Annotated in this window: 13 protein-coding genes and 1 pseudogene; 4 read left to right on the top strand and 10 right to left on the bottom strand. The window is 74.6% G+C overall.

Annotation, left to right across the window (positions count from 1 at the left end):
- Positions 1-55 precede the first annotated feature (55 nt).
- Positions 56-1,672, bottom strand: coding sequence for a DUF6114 domain-containing protein (locus tag ACFU5G_RS22370; RefSeq protein WP_377249745.1), 1,617 nt, complete (start codon positions 1,670-1,672; stop codon positions 56-58).
- Between the two features lie 86 nt (positions 1,673-1,758).
- Positions 1,759-2,352: a DUF6230 family protein gene (locus ACFU5G_RS22365; RefSeq protein WP_020016031.1), complete on the bottom strand. Its 594-nt coding sequence runs from the start codon at positions 2,350-2,352 to the stop codon at positions 1,759-1,761.
- A gap of 128 nt (positions 2,353-2,480) precedes the next feature.
- On the opposite strand from ACFU5G_RS22365, the pseudogene ACFU5G_RS22360 reads away from it, so the two are divergent.
- A pseudogene (locus ACFU5G_RS22360) lies at positions 2,481-2,915 on the top strand (TetR/AcrR family transcriptional regulator); the annotation flags it as partial.
- A gap of 207 nt (positions 2,916-3,122) precedes the next feature.
- Here the strand turns inward: ACFU5G_RS22360 and ACFU5G_RS22355 are convergent.
- The 5 genes from ACFU5G_RS22355 to ACFU5G_RS22335 all read right to left on the bottom strand — a co-directional run bounded on the left by ACFU5G_RS22355 (position 3,123) and on the right by ACFU5G_RS22335 (position 9,266).
- Positions 3,123-3,668: a GNAT family N-acetyltransferase gene (locus tag ACFU5G_RS22355; protein WP_377249743.1), complete on the bottom strand. Its 546-nt coding sequence runs from the start codon at positions 3,666-3,668 to the stop codon at positions 3,123-3,125.
- A gap of 163 nt (positions 3,669-3,831) precedes the next feature.
- The gene (locus tag ACFU5G_RS22350) at positions 3,832-5,652 is read right to left on the bottom strand and encodes a trypsin-like peptidase domain-containing protein (protein WP_377249740.1); all 1,821 of its coding nucleotides are present in this window, start codon (positions 5,650-5,652) and stop codon (positions 3,832-3,834) included.
- Positions 5,653-5,801: 149 nt separating this feature from the next.
- Positions 5,802-7,562 carry a 2-succinyl-5-enolpyruvyl-6-hydroxy-3-cyclohexene-1-carboxylic-acid synthase gene (gene menD / locus ACFU5G_RS22345; RefSeq protein ID WP_377249738.1) on the bottom strand — a complete coding sequence of 587 codons (1,761 nt, stop codon included), beginning with the start codon at positions 7,560-7,562 and terminating at the stop codon, positions 5,802-5,804.
- Complete coding sequence (locus tag ACFU5G_RS22340; RefSeq protein ID WP_377249736.1) at positions 7,559-8,539, bottom strand: o-succinylbenzoate synthase; 981 nt, start codon at positions 8,537-8,539, stop codon at positions 7,559-7,561. The genes menD and ACFU5G_RS22340 overlap by 4 nt, the downstream gene beginning before the upstream one ends.
- Before the next feature lie 124 nt (positions 8,540-8,663).
- Positions 8,664-9,266 (bottom strand): gamma carbonic anhydrase family protein, encoded by a 603-nt coding sequence (locus ACFU5G_RS22335; RefSeq protein ID WP_377249734.1) that lies wholly within the window; start codon positions 9,264-9,266, stop codon positions 8,664-8,666.
- Between the two features lie 74 nt (positions 9,267-9,340).
- On the opposite strand from ACFU5G_RS22335, the gene ACFU5G_RS22330 reads away from it, so the two are divergent.
- Positions 9,341-10,294 (top strand): 1,4-dihydroxy-2-naphthoyl-CoA synthase, encoded by a 954-nt coding sequence (locus ACFU5G_RS22330; RefSeq protein ID WP_377249732.1) that lies wholly within the window; start codon positions 9,341-9,343, stop codon positions 10,292-10,294.
- Between the two features lie 20 nt (positions 10,295-10,314).
- Here the strand turns inward: ACFU5G_RS22330 and ACFU5G_RS22325 are convergent, their stop codons facing one another.
- The 3 genes from ACFU5G_RS22325 to ACFU5G_RS22315 form a co-directional block, all read right to left on the bottom strand.
- Entirely contained in the window at positions 10,315-12,009 is a 1,695-nt protein-coding gene (locus ACFU5G_RS22325; protein ID WP_377249729.1) for an ABC transporter ATP-binding protein, read from the bottom strand.
- Entirely contained in the window at positions 11,996-13,288 is a 1,293-nt protein-coding gene (locus tag ACFU5G_RS22320) for a DUF1611 domain-containing protein (RefSeq protein WP_377249727.1), read from the bottom strand. Before ACFU5G_RS22320 ends, ACFU5G_RS22325 begins: the two co-directional genes overlap by 14 nt.
- 164 nt (positions 13,289-13,452) lie before the next feature.
- Entirely contained in the window at positions 13,453-14,535 is a 1,083-nt protein-coding gene (locus tag ACFU5G_RS22315) for a DUF3048 domain-containing protein (protein WP_377249725.1), read from the bottom strand.
- 108 nt (positions 14,536-14,643) lie between these two features.
- On the opposite strand from ACFU5G_RS22315, the gene ACFU5G_RS22310 reads away from it, so the two are divergent.
- The gene (locus ACFU5G_RS22310) at positions 14,644-15,930 is read left to right on the top strand and encodes an AMP-binding protein (RefSeq protein WP_377249722.1); all 1,287 of its coding nucleotides are present in this window, start codon (positions 14,644-14,646) and stop codon (positions 15,928-15,930) included.
- 85 nt (positions 15,931-16,015) lie between these two features.
- On the top strand, positions 16,016-16,885 hold the full coding sequence (locus ACFU5G_RS22305) for a 1,4-dihydroxy-2-naphthoate polyprenyltransferase (RefSeq protein ID WP_377249719.1): 870 nt from the start codon (positions 16,016-16,018) through the stop codon (positions 16,883-16,885).
- The last annotated feature ends 45 nt before the right edge of the window (positions 16,886-16,930 follow it).

The raw sequence follows: 16,930 nt of genomic DNA, 5'->3' as shown, positions 1-16,930 counted from the left end.
TGTCGAGACCTGGGTCTCGACAAGCTCGACCAGCGAATGCTCGACCAGCGCACCGTCAGGGGGTGCCCGCCGTCGGCCCCTTGCCGATCGGGCGGGCCGGGTCGCCCCAGACCTGCTCGCGGAAGTGGTCCCACACCTGCTGGTCGGACGTCGCGCCGAGGAAGCCCATCCGCGCGTCCGTGGCCGTCAGCAGGATCTCGATGAGCGAGGCGCCCTCGAGCACCTTGGTCGCCACCTCCAGGAGGTCCTGGCCGTCGGGCAGGTTCGCGTGGATCGACGACACGTACATGTGCGCGTCGCCCTCGAGCGACACGAAGTTCGCCCGGGTGTCCGTACCGGCGACCGTGCCCTTGTCGTAGGCGTACGACTTGAGCCAGAAGCCGTCGACGACCACCTTGTCGGCCGATATCTTGATGGCGTCGCGCCGCGTGCCGTCGTTCTTGACCGGCACGTTCGCCAGGCCGATCCCGTTGATCCCGGTGAGCGGGATGGTCAGGTCGCGGCTCTCCAGGTCGGCGGGGAGCGAGAAGACGGAGCCGTCCTCCTTGGCGCCGCACTGGCCGGGCAGGTCGACGTTGAGGTCGTACTTGCCGCCGAAGGTCACCTTCACGCAGGTGCCCAGCTCGGTGTGCAGGGCCTCCTCGATCGTCGCCTGCGGGTCGATCTCGCCGCACGGGTCGCTCGGTGCCTCCTCGGCGGCGTCCGCGGGGACCTCGCCGTCCTGCGTGGGCTCCTGGCACTCGGGCTCGTCGCCCTCGTCCCCCGTGCCCTTGCCGCCGTCCTCGTCCGTGCCGCCGGAGCCGGCGTCGTCGGCCGGGTCGGTGCCCCCGCCGGTGACGTCGTCGACCGTGTCCCCGACCGGGTCCTCGTCCTCGCCCGCGGTCTCGGACGCGCTGGGCGACGGCGTGGGCGAGGCGGACGGCTCGGCGTCCCCCTCGTCGCACGCCCCGAAGACCACGCACCAGAACGAGTCGTCCTGCTTGGCCTCGGCACCCGACGTCGAGGCCGGCAGGCTCATGCCGCCGACCGCCATGGCGCTCGCCACGACCACGGCCGCGGACTTCTGCGAGAGGGCGCGCAGCGCGCCGCTGAGCGACTCCGCCTTGGGGACGGCCTCGGTGTCGGTCGCGGGTCCGGTGTCGGTCGCCGGTCCGGGAGCGGACGACGGGGCGTCGTCCGGCTCCGGGGCGTCGGTCGCCGGCGCGGCGTCGTCGGCCTGCGCGGCCTCGGCCTTCGCATCGGGGGCGTCGTCCGCCGCGGCAGCCGCGGCCGGGGCCTCCGCCCCGGGGACCGGAGCGGCGTCGGGCTCATCGGCGGTACCGGTCTCCTCGACGGTGCCCGGCTCCTCCTCGGGCGCCCAGGACACGACGATGATGCCGCCGACGACGCCGAGCAGGAACCCGACGACCCAGCCGCCGAGGTTCACGCCGGCGATCGAGTAGACGGAGATCGCCAGCGAGATCACGCCGTAGAAGATCCGGTGCACCGGCTGGGCGATCACCAGGATCCCGAGCAGCACGAGCGCGAGCGGCAGGATCGTCGCCTGCGCGCCCTCGACCCCGAACTGCAGCACGATGTTCATGCCGAGCTGGTCCAGCTTGATGGGGCCGGACAGGAGCATCTCCAGGCCCGCGAGAACTACCAGCACACCCCCGACGAACGGCCGCTGCATGCGCCAGGGACCGAAGTCCTTCCGCCAGTCAGCGAACCTCGCGCGAAGTCCGGGGCGGCCGGCGTCCGCCGGGCCGTCACCCGGACTCAGAAGCACTCGGTGCCGTCCGTGATCTTGAGGCTGAGGTCCGTCAGCTGGAAGACGGCGGCCTGCGTGCTCCACGACACCTGCTGGAGCCCGTCGATGTCGATCGAGTCGGAGTCCATGGCGAAGTCGCCGGCGTCGCCCTTCTTGGTCGTGTTGACCGTCGAGGCGTCGACACCGATGCGGATGTTCTTGAAGATCGCGGTGCCCGACAGGTCGTTCATGCCGATCTGCAGGTCGGTGGCCTTCGCGGGCTCGTCGCCGGTGCCCGCGGAGATCAGGAGGCCGACCTTGCCGAGCGGCGTGTCCTGCACGACCGACTGGCAGAGGTTGAACAGCTTCGCGTCCTTGATGTTCGCGATGGCGGCCGGGTGCTGCGTGCCGTCCGAGGCGGTCGCGACGCCGGCGTACTGCGAGAAGCCCACACCCTCGAGCTTGTCGGCGCCGATCTTGAACTGGCTGCCGGAGATGGCGAACGAGACGGGCACGGCGCCCTGCGCGACCCCGCCCAGCAGGATGCTGGCGGCGACGGTGACCGGGATGACGGCGAGAGCCACGCGGCCCTTACGCGTCCCCGTGAGCTTGCTGAGCTTCATTGGTTTTCCCCTTGTGCCAATGTGAGGGCGACGGCATCGTCGTCCCGCCGCGACGGTAGCGCGTCTACTGACTCAGCGTCAATTGACTGGCTGACGGCGGCGCAAAGCATGCCGGATATGCTCGACGCATGGCAACAGCCCGACGCACGCGACTCCGTCCGGAGGAACGCCGCAACCAGCTCGTCGCACTGGGTGTCGCAACTCTTGCGGACCGCCCGTTGGCCGAGGTCACCGTCGAGGAGATCGCCGCCGAGGCCGGTGTCTCGACGGGGCTCGTGTACTACTACTTCGGCTCCAAGAACGGCCTGCACCACGAGATCGTGCGCCGCGCGCGCGACTCGATGCTCCACGCCTCGGAACCCAAGCCCGAGCTCCCGCCCGCCGAGCGCCTGGCCAACACGCTGAGCCAGCTCGTCGCGTACGTCCGGGAGCACGGACCCACCTTCTACTCGCTCGTGCGCGGCGCTGCCAGCGGCGACGAGGAGGTGCGGGCCGTGATCGAGGACGCGCGGCGCCAGCAGACGGAGCGCGCGATGGCCGTGCTCCTGGAGCTGGGCGTGGAGGAGACCGAGCTCCTGCGGATCGCGGTCCGCTCCTGGGTGGCCCTCGCGGAGCAGGCCCTGGTCGACGGCGGCATCAACTCCGACCTGGCCGACGACGAGCTGGTCGGCTACCTCGAGCGCAGCCTGGGCGGCGTCGTCGCCGCCGTGGTGCCGGGCGCCGCGGAGGCCCTGTTCGGGGCACCGGCGAAGGCCTGAGCCCGTCGGGGCTCAGAGGGCCTTGACCATCAGCAGGCAGGGGTCGTCGGCCCACAGGTCGGGGAACTCCTCGACCGGGTGGAAGCCGCAGGCGCTGTAGAAGGCCCGGGTCTGGTCGAACCCCGGGTCGTACGCCGACGGCCCCAGCGTCTTGACGCTCAGGAGCCGCACGCCCTGGGCGCGGAGGTCGTCCTCGACGCGCGCCATGAGGGTGCGTCCGATACCGGCCCGGTGGTGCTTGCGGCGCACCGCGAGCAGGTGCACCTCGGCCGACGTCGGATAGCGCTGGTCCAGGAGCAGCACGCCCAGCACGTCGTCGGCCGGGATGGCGCCGCCGTCGGCCAGGGGTGACGGCGGGGTGGCGGCGTCCGCGGAAGACGTCCCGGGTTCACGGGACTCGGGTTCCGCGACGGCCACGTAGTTGGGGAACCTGGCCGCGGCGTCGACGTACTCGTGCGTGAACCTGTCGATGCCGAACCATTCCGGCAGCTCCTCGAGGATCTCGTGCGCGGCATCCGACCTGCCGAGCGTCCTGACCACGGTGTACGTCCCAGACACGCGGACCAAAGTAGTCCGGCCGGGCCAAGTTCACCCGCTGAACGCGGATACGACAGCGGCCCGGATCCGTGGGACGGAAACGGGGCGGGGCAGGACGCCGTTCCGCGTCCTGCCCCGCCCCGCTGGTCTCCGGCCAGGGCGCTCCCCGAGGGGATGGAGAGGGTCAGCCCTGGTTGTCGAAGAACTGCTGCAGCCAGTCCGGGATGTTGTTCGGGTTGGTCTGGTCCGAACCCGAGCCCGAGCCGTCCTGCTGGCCCTGGTCCTGGCCCGGCAGCTGGCCCTGCTGGCCCTGCTGCTGGTCCTGCGAGGAGGTGTCCGCCTCGTCCTTGACCGCGAGCGTGACGGTGATCTCCTGCGTCTTGCCGTCGCGGACCACGGTCAGCACGGACTTGTCGCCGGCCTCCTTCTCCCGCACGAACGCCGTGAGCGACTCCGGGCTGTTGACCGCCGACCCGTCGATCGCGACGATCACGTCGCCCTGCTTGATGCCGGCGTTCCCGGCCGGAGAGTCGGCGACGACGTCCTCGACGCCCGCGCCGCGCCGGGTGACCCCGTCCGCCGTCGCGGTGGCGTCCGACATCGAGACACCGAGGAAGGCGTGCTGGGCGGTGCCGTTCTCCTTGAGCTGGTCACCGATCTGCGACGCCAGGTTGCCCGGGATCGCGAAGCCCAGGCCGATCGAGCCGGAGCTGCTGGACGTGCCGCCGCCACCGCTCGACAGCGTCGCGATCGAGGACGTGATGCCGATGACCTCGCCCGACGCGTTGAACAGCGGGCCACCCGAGTTGCCCGGGTTGACCGCGGCGTCGATCTGGATCGCGTTGGTGACCACCTGGTCGGTCCCGTCCTCGGCGCTGGCCGTGACCGGGCGGTCCAGGGCGGACACGATGCCGGTCGTGGCGGTGTTCGCCAGGCCCAGCGGGTTGCCGAGCGCCATCACGGGCTCGCCCACCACCACGTTGTCCGAGTCGGCGAACTTGGCCGGCTTGAGGTCCGACGGCGGGTCGGACAGCTGCACGACGGCGAGGTCGGTGGTCGGGTCGGTGCCGACGATCTTCGCGTCGTACACGCTGCCGTCGCTCAGCGTCACCTGGACGGTCTGCGCGCCGGAGACCACGTGGTTGTTGGTCAGGACGCGGCCCTGGCTGTCGAGCACGACGCCGGAGCCCTCCGCGCCGCCCGCCTGGCTCTCCACCTGGATCGAGACCACGGACTGCTGCACGGCCGAGGTGACGGCCGTCCAGTCCGGGTTCTCCACCGTGGAGCTCTTCACGGGGACGGTCTGGTTGTTCGACTGGCCGACGTCCGCGAGGGAGGCGCCGTTGTCCGCGCCGCCGGTGAGCGTGAGGAGGCCCGCCGTGCCCGCGCTGGCGAGCACCGCGGCGGCCGCGGCCGCGGCGACCACGGGAACCCAGGTGCGGTTCCTGGTCCGGGGCTCGGCCGCGACCGTCGCGGGGGCCGAGTACGGGTTGACGTAGGCCGGGGACGGGCCCGGGCCGGCGCCGGGGGTCACGGTCTGCAGCGGGGTGGTGTGGTGCTGCTGGGCGTGGACCTGGGGCTGGGGCTGCGCCTGGTGCTGGGCCTGGGCCGGGTGCTGGGGCTGGTGCTGGGGTTGCGCCTGGTGCTGCGCGGCCGGGAGCTGCGCCGTCTGGTGCTGGGCTGCCTCGGGCTGCGGGGCCTGGTGCTGCGGGGCCTCGTGCTGCGGAGCCTGGTGCTGCGCGGGCTGGTGCTGCGCGGCGGCGTCCTGCGGGGTGTGCTGGGCACGGGCGGCCTGGGCGGGCGTGACGCCCGGCGCGGGGGCCGGGGCCGGGCTCGGTACGGGAGCCGGGGCCGGGACGGGAGCCGTCGACTGCGCGGGGGTCGCGGACTGCTCGCCGCCCGCGTTCGGGACGGGAGCCGAACCGGCGACCGGCAGCTGCTCGGTGGGCTGCGTACCGGACGGCTGCTGCTCCGGCTGCGGCGTGGTGCTGTTCTGGTCGGTCATCGTGACCCTCCTTGAAGTCAGAACTAGTTGACACCCCGTTCCTTGTCCCACGCTTAAACGAGTCTGTGAGTTTCCTGCGTATCCCGAGACCGCGCTGAGTGCGGGACGTCCGCCCCTCCGACCGGTCCGGGAGGGCGGACTTCCGGCCCTCAGCCCAGGCTGGTGCGGATCCGGTCGGCCAGGGCGCGGGTCTCCGCGAGGCGGTCGGCGCGCGGGACGCGCACCTCGATCACCTGGACGCCGTGGCTCGGTGCCTGCAGCGCGTGCCGCAGGGTCGGCACGTCCTTGACGAGCTGGTGGTCCACCCCGTACCCCGCGCACAGCTGCGCCAGGTTCGCGCCGTGCGGCGTGCCGAACACCCGCTCGAAGGTGGCGCTCGCGGCGTCGCCGGTCGCCGCCAGCGCACCGTGCTCCAGGGTCGCGAAGATCGACCCGCCGTCGTCGTTCACCACGACGATCTCCAGGTCGACCGCGGGTTCGTCGGGTCCGCGGAGCAGTCCGCCGACGTCGTGCAGGAACGTGAGGTCGCCCAGCAGGGCCCGCGTGCGCAGGCCGCGCCGCGCCGCGGACAGCGCCACGCCGACGGCGGTCGAGACGGTGCCGTCGATGCCTGCCAGGCCGCGGTTGGCGAGGACGGCGGGGCCGGGCCCGTCGAGGCCGAGCACGAGCTCGAGGTCGCGCACGGGGTTGGACGAGCCGACGACGAGCAGGTCGGCGGGGCCGAGCACGCGGGCCACGGCGCGGGCCACCGACAGCGCCGTCGGGCCGCCGAGCACGGCGTCGTCGCAGGTCACCTCGTCGAGCACGAGGGCGGCCGAGGCCCCGGCGGCCTGCCAGCGCTCCAGGAACGGCGTGGTCCGCCGCTCGGCGGGCTCGAACCAGACGGGCGCGAGGCCCGGGAGCACGACGGCGGCGTTGCGGGCGGCGTCGGGCCACGGGCCGGCGCCCGGCGCGACCACGGTGACCGCCACGGACGGGCGGCCCAGCAGCCGCTGCACCGGTCGCGACAGCGTGGGGCGGCCGAGCACCACCACGTGCTCGACGCCGTCGGCGAGTTCGTCGGAGCCGAGCAGCATCCGGTAGCCGGCGATCGCGTTGGGCCCGCCCGTCGCGCCCGACGACGGTTCGGCGAACAGCGGCCAGCCCTGCGCCTCGGCGAGTTGCCGGGCCTCCGGTCCGGCGTCGTCGCCCGCGACCACGACGGTGCGCTCCGGGTCGCCGGGCAGCGCGGGCGAGCCGAAGTGCTGGTGCACGGCGGGCACGACCAGCGGCGGGTCGGGCTTCGGGTACCCCTCCTCCGCGCCACGCGCGGGCAGGCCGGGCAGCGGGGCCGACGGCGCCAGCGGGTCGCGGAACGCGAGGTTGAGGTGCACCGGGCCCGGGTGCCCGGACCGGAACCCGAGGGCGGCGGCGACCGCGCGGCCGACGACGCTCCGCAGGTCGCGCAGCGCCGTCGCGGCGTCGTCGTCGGTGGCCGGGGCGGCGGGCGCGGGGACGTCCACGGCGTGGCGCACCGCGGAGCCGAAGATGCCGACCTGGTCGGTGGTCTGCGACGCGCCGGTGCCGCGCAGCTCGTGCGGCCGGTCGGCGGTGAGCAGGACCAGCGGCAGGCCCGCGTGGTGCGCCTCCAGCACCGCGGGGTGCAGGTTCGCGACGGCGGTCCCCGAGGTGGTGACGACGGCGACCGGCGCACCCTCAGCGCCCTTGGACAGGCCGAGCGCGAGGAACCCCGCGTCCCGCTCGTCGATCCGGACGTGCAGGGTGAGGTGCCCGGCGTCGGCGGCCTCGGCGAGCGCGTACGCGAGCGGGGCGCTGCGCGAGCCGGGCGCGAGCACGGCGTCGCGCACACCCCTGCTGACCAGGTCGGCGACCAGGGCGCGGGCGGTGGCCACGGCGGGCGGGATGGTCATGCGTCCTCCAGGATCCGGGTCAGGCGGTGGTACCGGTCGAGCCAGCGGCGCGTCGTCGGGCCGTCGGCGGCCGCGGCCGCGAGCGCCTCGGGCGAGGGGTCGGGGCGGCGCACGGGGAGCGCGCCGTCCGTGGGCAGCAGCGGCTGGGCGACGACGTCGTGCGTCAGGAGCTGCGACGTCGCGAGGCCGCACGCGTACGGCAGCTCGGGCAGCGCGGCGGCGAGGGCGACGCCGGCGGCGAGCCCCACGGAGCTCTCCAGCGCTGACGAGACGACGACGGGCAGGCCGACCTGCTCGGCGAGGTCGAGGCAGGCGCGGACGCCGCCGAGCGGCTGGACCTTGAGGACCACGATGTCGGCGGCCTCCTGGCGCACCACCCGCATGGGGTCGGAGGCGCGGCGGATCGACTCGTCGGCGGCGACGGGCACGTCCTGCTTGCGGCGCACCAGGGCGAGCTCGTCGACGTCGGCGCAGGGCTGCTCGACGTACTCCAGCCCGCCGGCGGCGCGGTCGATCTCGGCGAGGTGCGCCAGGGCCTCGTCGGGGGTCCAGGCGGCGTTGGCGTCGACGCGGATGGCGCCGTCGGGCCCGAGGGCGTCGCGGACGGCGGCGACGCGCTCCGCCTCGGCGGCGACGGGTTCGAGGGTGCCGTCGGGGCCGCGCTGGGCGACCTTGACCTTGGCGGTGCGGCAGCCGCCGGACGCCAGCACGATCTCGCGGGCGCGTTCCGGCCCGACGGCGGGGACGGTCACGTTGACCGGCACGCTCTTCCGCACGGGGTCCGGCCAGCCGACGAAGGCGGCCTCGTGTGCGGCGCGCAGCCAGGTGGCCGACTCCTCGTCGTCGTAGTCCCAGAACGGGGAGAGCTCGCCCCAGCCGGCGGGGCCGCGGAGCAGCACGCCGTCGCGCACGTCGATCCCGCGAAAGCGGGTCCGCAGGGCCGTGGACCAGACCAGGGGCTCACCAATCAGCAACACACCCCCAGATTATCGACCCGCGCGCCCCCGAGGTCGGGGAGCAAAGTTGCTGAGCTGGCGTCAGCAGGCTCCGGAGGACCGTCAAGGCACTCCCGATGGTCGGATCTGGCCTGCTGAACGAAAGTCAGTCCGACGCCTCCACCGGGCTGTCGTCTTCGTGGGCGGCGTAGAAGGTCGACTGGCGGCGCATGAGCTCGCGCATCGGCACGTCCCGGCCCACGCCGTAGACGGTCCCGGGGAAGTCGAGCTCGCGCTGGATCGCCCAGATCTCGTCGTGCCGGTCCGGCGGCAGGATCGTCGCCGGGTCGCCCACGGCCACCCACCCGATCGGGACGAGCGCCCCGGGGGCGAGGACGGTGTTCACCTGTACGACCCCGTGGATGCGCACCTCCGCGCCGGCACCGATCACGCTGCCGGGAAACAGGGCCGCGCCCGTCGCGACGAACGCCTCCGCCTCGACCGTGCTCCCGTTGACGTGGGCGTGCGGGCCGATCATGACCGCGGCCCCCACCTTGGCGGGATGCTCCCGACGCCCCCGGACCAGCGCGTTCTCCATGACCACGGTGTCCTCGCCGATGACGACGGCGCCGTCCTCGGCGGTGAGGATCGCACCGTGCAGGATCCTGGCGCCGGCGGCGATCCGGACGTCGCCCACCAGCGTCGCGGACGGGGCGACGTACGCCGACGGATCGACCGACGGTTCGAGACCGCGATGACGAACGAGCATGTGGGCTCCTCTCCTCGCGGTCACCCTAGGGGCAGGCGCCCGACGCGCGCACCGCCCGAACTAGGCTGGGCCGCGTGAGCACGAGCACCGATCTTCCCCGCCAGGTCTCCGAGACGTTCGACCCGCAGCGCTGGCGCACCGTCGCCGGGTTCGAGGACCTGACCGACCTCACGTACCACCGGGGCGTGGACCGCAGCGGCCCCGAGCCGCGCGACCTGCCCGTGGTGCGCATCGCGTTCGACCGCCCCGAGGTGCGCAACGCGTTCCGCCCGCACACGGTGGACGAGCTGTACCGGGTCATGGACCACGCCCGCATGACGTCCGACGTCGGCACGGTGCTGCTGACCGGCAACGGCCCCTCCCCCAAGGACGGCGGCTGGGCGTTCTGCAGCGGCGGCGACCAGCGCATCCGCGGGCGCGACGGCTACCGCTATGCCGAGGGCGAGAACGCCGACTCGATCGACCCCGCGAAGGCCGGGCGCCTGCACATCCTGGAGGTGCAGCGCCTCATGCGGACCATGCCCAAGGTCGTGGTCGCGGTCGTGGACGGCTGGGCCGCCGGCGGCGGGCACTCGCTGCACGTCGTCGCCGACCTCACGGTCGCCTGCCGCGAGCACGGCAAGTTCAAGCAGACCGACGCCGACGTCGGCTCGTTCGACGCCGGCTACGGCTCGGCGTACTTCGCCCGCCAGCTCGGGCAGAAGCGCGCCCGCGAGGTCTTCTTCCTCGCCCGTGAGTACTCCGCCGACGACGCCGAGCGCTGGGGCTCCGTCAACGAGGTCGCGGAGCACGAGGACCTGGAGGGGCTGGCCCTGGAGTACGCGCGGATCATCGCGGGCAAGTCGCCGCAGGCCATCCGGATGCTCAAGTTCGCGTTCAACGCCGCCGACGACGGCATCGCCGGCCAGCAGGTGTTCGCCGGCGAGGCCACGCGGCTGGCGTACATGACGGACGAGGCGGTCGAGGGCAAGGAGGCGTTCCTGGAGCGCCGCGACCCGGACTGGTCGGCGTTCCCCTACTACTACTGACGCGGCGCTCCCCGCCGCGCCTACTCGTCGTCGTCCGGGACCCGGCCGTCCGGCGTGACCGGCACCGGCTCTGCGGCCAGCCGGACCTCCCGCGCGCCCAGCGCCTCCGCCAGCCCGTCGGGCCCGGCGAACAGCACCACCCCCGGGTACGCCGCGAGGATGCCCGCGAGCCGGTCGCGGCCCTCCTCGTCCAGGTCGCGGTCGAGGTCGGCGACCAGGAGCAGCGGCGGCTCGCCGTAGATCGCGCGGGCCAGCGCGAGCCGCGCGCGCTCGTCGACGGTCAGCGGCTCCCCGCCCGCGCGCAGCACGGTGCGGGGCCCGTCCGCGAACCGGTCGGCGTCGAGGCCCACCGCGGCGAACACCTCGTCGGCCGTCGCGTCGTCCAGGTCGGGACGGCGGTAGCGCAGCGCGCGCCGCAGCGTGCCCCGCTCGAACACGGTGCCGCGGGTCGCCAGACCCACGAGCTCGCGCCCGTCCGCGGGGGCGACGCCGCGCAGGTTCTGCCCGGCCACCCAGATCTCGTCGGTCGTGCCGGACGGCGCGAGGTCGAGCCCCACGATCCGCCGCATCAGGCGCAGCGGGGCGTCCGGGTCGTCGCCGGTCAGGCGGATCCGGGCGCCCGCGGCGGCGTTCAGCGGGCCCTCGGCGGGCACCAGCCCGGGCACCACGACGTACACCCGGCCGGGCTCGTCCGCGCCGTCGGGCCGGTCGGCCGACGCCGCCGCACTGCTCGCGCGCTCGTGCTCGGCCCGCCGGCGGGCGGCGTCGGCCAGCGCGGGGACGAGCACCGCGCGGGCGGCCAGGAAGGTCTGCCGGTACTCGACGATGCGCCCGAGGTCGACGATCGGCGTCGAGGCGAGGCCCGCCATGGCCATCGCCGCGACCGTGACCGCGGGGTCGAGCCCGCGCACCACGCCGACGGCGGCCACGGCGAGCGTCGCCAGCAGCGCGGCGACCGTGCCCCCGGCCCGCAGCGCGCCGACGGTCGCCGACCGGTCGACGGCACGGTCCACGACGTCGGCGGACGCGGAGTCGATGTGGTCGAGCTCCCGGCCCGCCCCGCGCGCCGCGATGATGCCCTCCGAGGCCCCGACCGTGTCGGCGATCCGCGTGGCCATGCGCCCGCGGGCGCGCCGCAACCGCCGCGACTTGAGGTACGCGGTGCGCGCCCACGGCACCATGACGGCGGCGAGCAGGCCGAGCGGGAGCAGGAACCCGATCCCGAGGTACGGGTCGAGCACCGTGAGCCCGACGGCGGAGCCGGCGATCAGCGGGATCCCGGCCGCCAGCGGGCCCACGCCCTGCGACACCCAGTTGCGCACGCTCGCGAGGTCGTTCGTGGTCCGGGCCACGGTGATGCCCAGGTGGGTGCTGCTGCCCGGCGTGAGCTCGGACTCGACCAGCTCGCGCCGCAGCTCGCGCACGTAGTCCTGGCCGAGCCGCTCCGCGACGATCCGCTCCTCGATGCGCAGCCCACCGATCGCCACCGCGGTCGCCACGATGCTCAGGATCGCGACGACGATCGGCCAGGTGCTGCCCGGGCGCAGCTGGGTCAGCGCCCAGGCGCCCACGGCCCCGAGCGCGCCCTGGCCGACGCCGAGCGCCGCGAGGCCGACCACCCAGCGCCGCCGGGCGCCGACATAGATCCGCGGCAGGACGCCTGCCTCGGCAGACCGCCCCGGCTCGGCCGAGCGCCCCGCCTCAGGCGACCGCATGGCCCTCGCCGGCCTGGGCGTCCCCGACCTGCCCGAGCGACACCTCGCCGAGGGAGGCGAGCTGCTGGTCGACGGGAAGGATCGACCCGACGGGCGTCGCGCCGGTGAGCCCCGCGGCGGCCCACGCGACGGCGGGCAGGCACAGGTCGTAGGTCGGCACGACGCTCACGTCGAGGGCCCGGCGGGCCTCCGCGGTGGCGATCGGCGAGGCCGTGAGCACGCCGGAGACGACCGACGGCTCGCAGCCCAGGGACCGCAGCGCCGCGACGCCGCCGCTCGCGCCCAGCGCGTCCCCGGCGGCGAACACCACGCGGTCCACCACGGACCGGAAGGCGTCGTCGACCAGCAGGCGGCCGGTCTCGCCCTGGTAGACGCCGTCGGCGATCTCGATCAGCACCACGTCGGGTGCGGGCGCCCCCGGCCGGGCCGGGGCGGCGAGCACGTCGGCCATCGTCGCGAAGACGTCGCGGACGTCCTCGAAGGGGAGCCCGAACGTGCTCGGGAAGCCGAAGTCGGTGAAGTCGACCACGTGGTGCGCGCCCGCGTCGACGAAGTGGTGGGCGTCGTTGCCCGCGCCCGTGCCCGTCGCCTTGCCGGCGTGCACGGTGAGGCCGGCGGCGGCCAGGCCGTGGGCGAGGCAGGCCAGGGTGGTGGACTTGCCGGAGTTCATCGACGTGCCGATGACGGCGACCACCGGGACGCGCGTGGCGTTCCCGGCCGTGCTGCCCGCCGCGCGGACCTGGTGCGGCGCGTAGGTCGCGAGGTTCACCACCGCTCCCCCGGCCGTGAGCAGGCCGACCGGCTCGATCACCGTGGCGTCCTTGATCGCGGCGTGCCGGTCCACGACCCGCGAGGCGAGCCCGCCGGCGGCGGCGAGGTGGCACGGCCCGAGGTCCTCCGGGAGCACCGCGAGGAACTGGTCGGCGGCGTACCGCGACCCGTACGCCACGACGATCTCGTCGCCCTCGAACAGGATCTGCCGGCGGGAGTCGGGCGACTCCAGCCGCCGGTGCTGGCCGATCGCCACGACCCGCGCGAGCACCACGTCACCGGGGCGCGGCGCGCCGGACAGGTCGGTGACCAGGCCGAACGCGGCGGGGTCCCGCTCGATCGCCGCGGCGACGAACCGGGTGGAGTAGGCCTTCTTGGCCCGGAGCAGACGGCGCGTCGCCGGGTCCGGCGGCAGCACGGGTACGGCGGCACCGCCGACCCGCAGCGGGGTCGCGAGAGGGCGCGGGTCGAGCCCGCGCAGCTCCGATGACGTGTCGAGGATGCTCATGACGGCCACGCTTTCTTGTCGAGGGACGCGAGGGTGCGACGTCGTTATTCGACAAGCCCGCCATGAACTCGTGATGAGACCTGGATGAAGGCTTTCTCATCAGCCACGACGGCCGTACGCCGTCGCCGTGCGGGAAGAATACCCGCGCCGGCGACGTCGGCCGGTCAGCCCAGCTCCCAGCTCCCCTTGCCCCGTGGCACGAGCTCGATCCAGGTGTTGCCCGGGTCGAGCTCGGCGGTCTTGCCACCGGGTACCTTCAGCACGATCGGCGCGTTCAGGCTCTTCTTGGACCAGCGCACCGAGATGGCGTGCCCCATGGAGAGCAGCACACCCTTGCCGTCCCTCTTGGCGAGCTTGTGCTCGGGCACCGGCGCCCCGGCCGGGTCCACGAACTTGGTGTTGACCACCTCGGTGGACAGCACCAGCACGTTGCGCGCGCCGTGCCGGCGGCCGTCGGCGGAGACCGACTTCGTGGTGCCCTCGCTGCGCAGGTAGCGCTTGCTGTTCCGGTCCCACATCCAGACGGTGCGCTGGAGCGACGACAGCCGCACGTCGACCGACCGCACGTACCGGCCGGCCTGCGGCGCCGAACCCTGGCCGGGCTTGCGCGCGTACTCGAACTGGGCGGGCGGCGGGGTGGTCCGCTCGGCGTCGGCCTGCTCCAGGAACGTGGACATGGTGCCGATCACGTTGTGCGGCGCCTCGCGCCGGGGGTCACGCCGGAACCCGGGGTCGCCGTCGTCCATGATGATCGTCTGGGTGCCCACCCGCTGGGTGGCCTTGATGAACGGGCCCTGCCCGCCGGAGAACACCAGGATGCCGTCGAGCGGCGCGACGATCGCGGGGTCCATCGGCCGCACGGAGCGCACCGGCTCCACGGCCTCCGGGAGCTTCGAGTGGTAGGTCGCGACGAACCGGGAGATCCCGCCCTCGACGACCTCCTCCCACACGATGTCGGCCTCGTTCAGCCCGCGCTGCGGGCGGGCCGCGGTCGCGTTCTCGATCTTGACCGACACCGCCGGCCGCGCCCCGATCTTCTCGGTGCGCACCCCCGTCAGCGGCCACACCAGCGGCACGTCAGGGTCGGGCGGGGCGCTCCGGGCCGCCTGGACCTCGGCCGCGACCGTCGTGGTGGGAGCGGGGGCGGGCAACGCCTCCGCCCGGGTGCCGGCGCTGCAGCCGGTCAGCACGAGTGCCGTCGCCATGGCCGCACCTGTGGCACGGACCGCCGTCGTCCAACGCGTCATCGGTTCTCCTCCGCGAGCGATCGATGCCGAGCCCCGAGGGGTCCGCGTGGCGCACACGTTACAGATCCGCCCGACGCCCGGCCCGTCGGACGCGCTTAGGCTCGGGAGGTGACCCCGACCGACCCGACGAGCGCCGTGGTGCGCGCCGTCCGGGACGCCCTCGACGGCGGCCCCGCCTACGCCCCGCAGCCCCGCCTGTCCGACGCCGCTACCCCGCCCGGGACCGCGCTCGTGCTCCGGACCTCCGGTTCCACGGGAGACCCCCGCGAGGTCGCGCTGAGCGCCGCCGCCCTCCGGGCCTCGGCCGAGGCCACCCACGAGCGGCTCGGCGGGCCCGGCCGGTGGCTGCTGGTGCTGCCGCCCACGCACGTGGCCGGCGTCCAGGTGGTCAACCGGACGGTCGTGGCGGGCACGGAGGTACGGGTCGGCGACCTGACCCCGTTCACCCCGGCGGCGTTCGCGGCCCTGGCCCGCGACTTCCTCGACGGCCACGAGGGCGAGCGCGCCTACGTCTCGATCGTGCCAACCCAGCTGCACCGGCTCGTCGCCGCGGCCGCCGGCGAGGACGGCGGGGACGATGGGGACGAGGGCGGCGACGGCCTGGCCGAGCTCGCGCGGTTCGACGCCGTGCTGGTCGGCGGCGCCGCGACGCCCGCCCCCCTCCTGGCCCGCGCGCGGGCGGCGGGCGTGCGCGCCGTGACGACCTACGGCATGTCGGAGACGAGCGGCGGCTGCGTCTACGACGGCGTCCCGCTGGCCGGGGTGCGCATCCGGCTGGCCGGCCCCGGCACGAGCGCGGGCGACGCCCCGGGGCCCGACGACGGCGCTCCGCGCACCGGCGTCGTCGAGCTGTCCGGCCCCGTGCTCGCCGAGGGCTACGTGGGCGACGCCGCCGCGACGACCGCAGCGTTCCGGACCGACCTCGACGGCACACGCTGGTTCCGCACGTCCGACCTGGGCCGCCTCGACGGGGGCCGCCTCACGATCCTCGGCCGGGCGGACGACGTGATCCTCACCGGCGGCGTCAACGTCGCCCCCGCCGCCGTCGAGGCCGCGATCGCCGAGCACCTCGCCGGGCTGGGCACGCCGGGCGAGGCGTGCGTCGTCGGCGTGCCCGACGCGGAGTGGGGCCAGGCCGTGGTCGCCGTCCTCGCCCTGCCGGGCCACTCGGACGCCGGCCCGGCACACGTGGACGCCGGCCCTCCCCTCACCGACGGGGGCGCCGAGCTGCTCGCCGGGCTGCGCTCCGCCGTCGGGCACACGCTCGGGGCGCCCGCCGCGCCCCGCCGGGTCTACCTCGCCGCGGCCCTGCCGACCCGGGGCCCGGGCAAGGTGGACCGCCGGGCGGTGCGCGACGCCGTCGTGCGGGCCGGGCGGGAACCCGTGCGACCATGACTTCGTTCCTCCGCCAGGACCGCGCGCAGGCCCGGTCCTGGTGTCTCGAGAACCCAGGCACACCCCACGAACGAAGGACGCACTGATGGCCACTGCCGCCGAGTGGATCTCCGGGGCCCGGCCCCGCACGCTGCCGGCGGCGGCGGCCCCGGTCATGGTCGGCACGGGCGCGGCCGCCCAGGTCGACTCCTCCGCGACGTTGCCCGCGCTGCTGGCGCTCGGCGTCGCCCTCGCGCTGCAGGTGGGCGTCAACTTCGCCAACGACTACTCGGACGGCGTGCGCGGCACCGACCTGGACCGCGTGGGCCCCATGCGGCTGACCGCCTCGGGCGCCGCGGCGCCCCGCGCGGTCAAGACCGCCGCCTTCGTGGCGTTCGGCGTCGCGGCCGTGCTGGGCCTGGTGCTGAGCGCGGTCTCCGGGCACTGGTGGCTGCTCGCCGTCGGCGCGGTGTGCGTGGTCGCCGCCTGGTACTACACGGGCGGCAAGACGCCCTACGGGTACCGGGGCCTGGGCGAGATCGCGGTGTTCGTGTTCTTCGGCCTCGTCGCGGTGCTCGGCACCACGTACACGCAGGCCGACCGCATCACCTGGCCCGCGGTGCTCGGCGCCGTCGGCGTGGGCCTCATCGCCTGCGCGCTGCTCATGGTGAACAACCTGCGGGACATCCCCACCGACGTGCTCGCCGGCAAGCGCACGCTGGCCGTGCGGCTGGGCGACTACCGCGCGCGCCGCGTGTACATCGCGATGATCTGGCTGCCGGTGCTGCTCGGCGCGGTGTGCGCGTTCTGGGCGCCGTGGTCGCTGGTGGTCCTGCTGCTGCTCGGGCCGGCCGCGCTGCTGTCGATCCCGATCCTCGCCGGGGCGCGCGGCAAGCTGCTCGTCCCGGTGCTGGCCGGCACGGGCCTGTACGAGCTGGGCTACGGCCTGCTGCTCTGGTTCGGCCTGTCGCTCTGACCTCACCGCACGTGTCAGACGCTCAGGTCACCAGAGGGACCTGAG

Origin of the sequence: Promicromonospora sp. NPDC057488 (assembly GCF_042802395.1) — a bacterium.
Classification (GTDB): domain Bacteria; phylum Actinomycetota; class Actinomycetes; order Actinomycetales; family Cellulomonadaceae; genus Promicromonospora.
This window is presented reverse-complemented; position numbering and strand designations above follow the sequence as displayed.

Excerpts from the sequence above, each read along its gene's own strand:
- ACFU5G_RS22370 (WP_377249745.1), bottom strand. The coding sequence starts at position 1,672 with ATGCAGCGGCCGTTCGTCGGGGGTGTGCTGGTAGTTCTCGCGGGCCTG.
- ACFU5G_RS22365 (WP_020016031.1), bottom strand. The coding sequence starts at position 2,352 with ATGAAGCTCAGCAAGCTCACGGGGACGCGTAAGGGCCGCGTGGCTCTC.
- ACFU5G_RS22350 (WP_377249740.1), bottom strand. The coding sequence starts at position 5,652 with ATGACCGACCAGAACAGCACCACGCCGCAGCCGGAGCAGCAGCCGTCC.
- menD (WP_377249738.1), bottom strand. The coding sequence starts at position 7,562 with ATGACCATCCCGCCCGCCGTGGCCACCGCCCGCGCCCTGGTCGCCGAC.
- ACFU5G_RS22335 (WP_377249734.1), bottom strand. The coding sequence starts at position 9,266 with ATGCTCGTTCGTCATCGCGGTCTCGAACCGTCGGTCGATCCGTCGGCG.
- ACFU5G_RS22325 (WP_377249729.1), bottom strand. The coding sequence starts at position 12,009 with ATGCGGTCGCCTGAGGCGGGGCGCTCGGCCGAGCCGGGGCGGTCTGCC.
- ACFU5G_RS22320 (WP_377249727.1), bottom strand. The coding sequence starts at position 13,288 with ATGAGCATCCTCGACACGTCATCGGAGCTGCGCGGGCTCGACCCGCGC.
- ACFU5G_RS22315 (WP_377249725.1), bottom strand. The coding sequence starts at position 14,535 with ATGACGCGTTGGACGACGGCGGTCCGTGCCACAGGTGCGGCCATGGCG.
- ACFU5G_RS22305 (WP_377249719.1), top strand. The coding sequence starts at position 16,016 with ATGGCCACTGCCGCCGAGTGGATCTCCGGGGCCCGGCCCCGCACGCTG.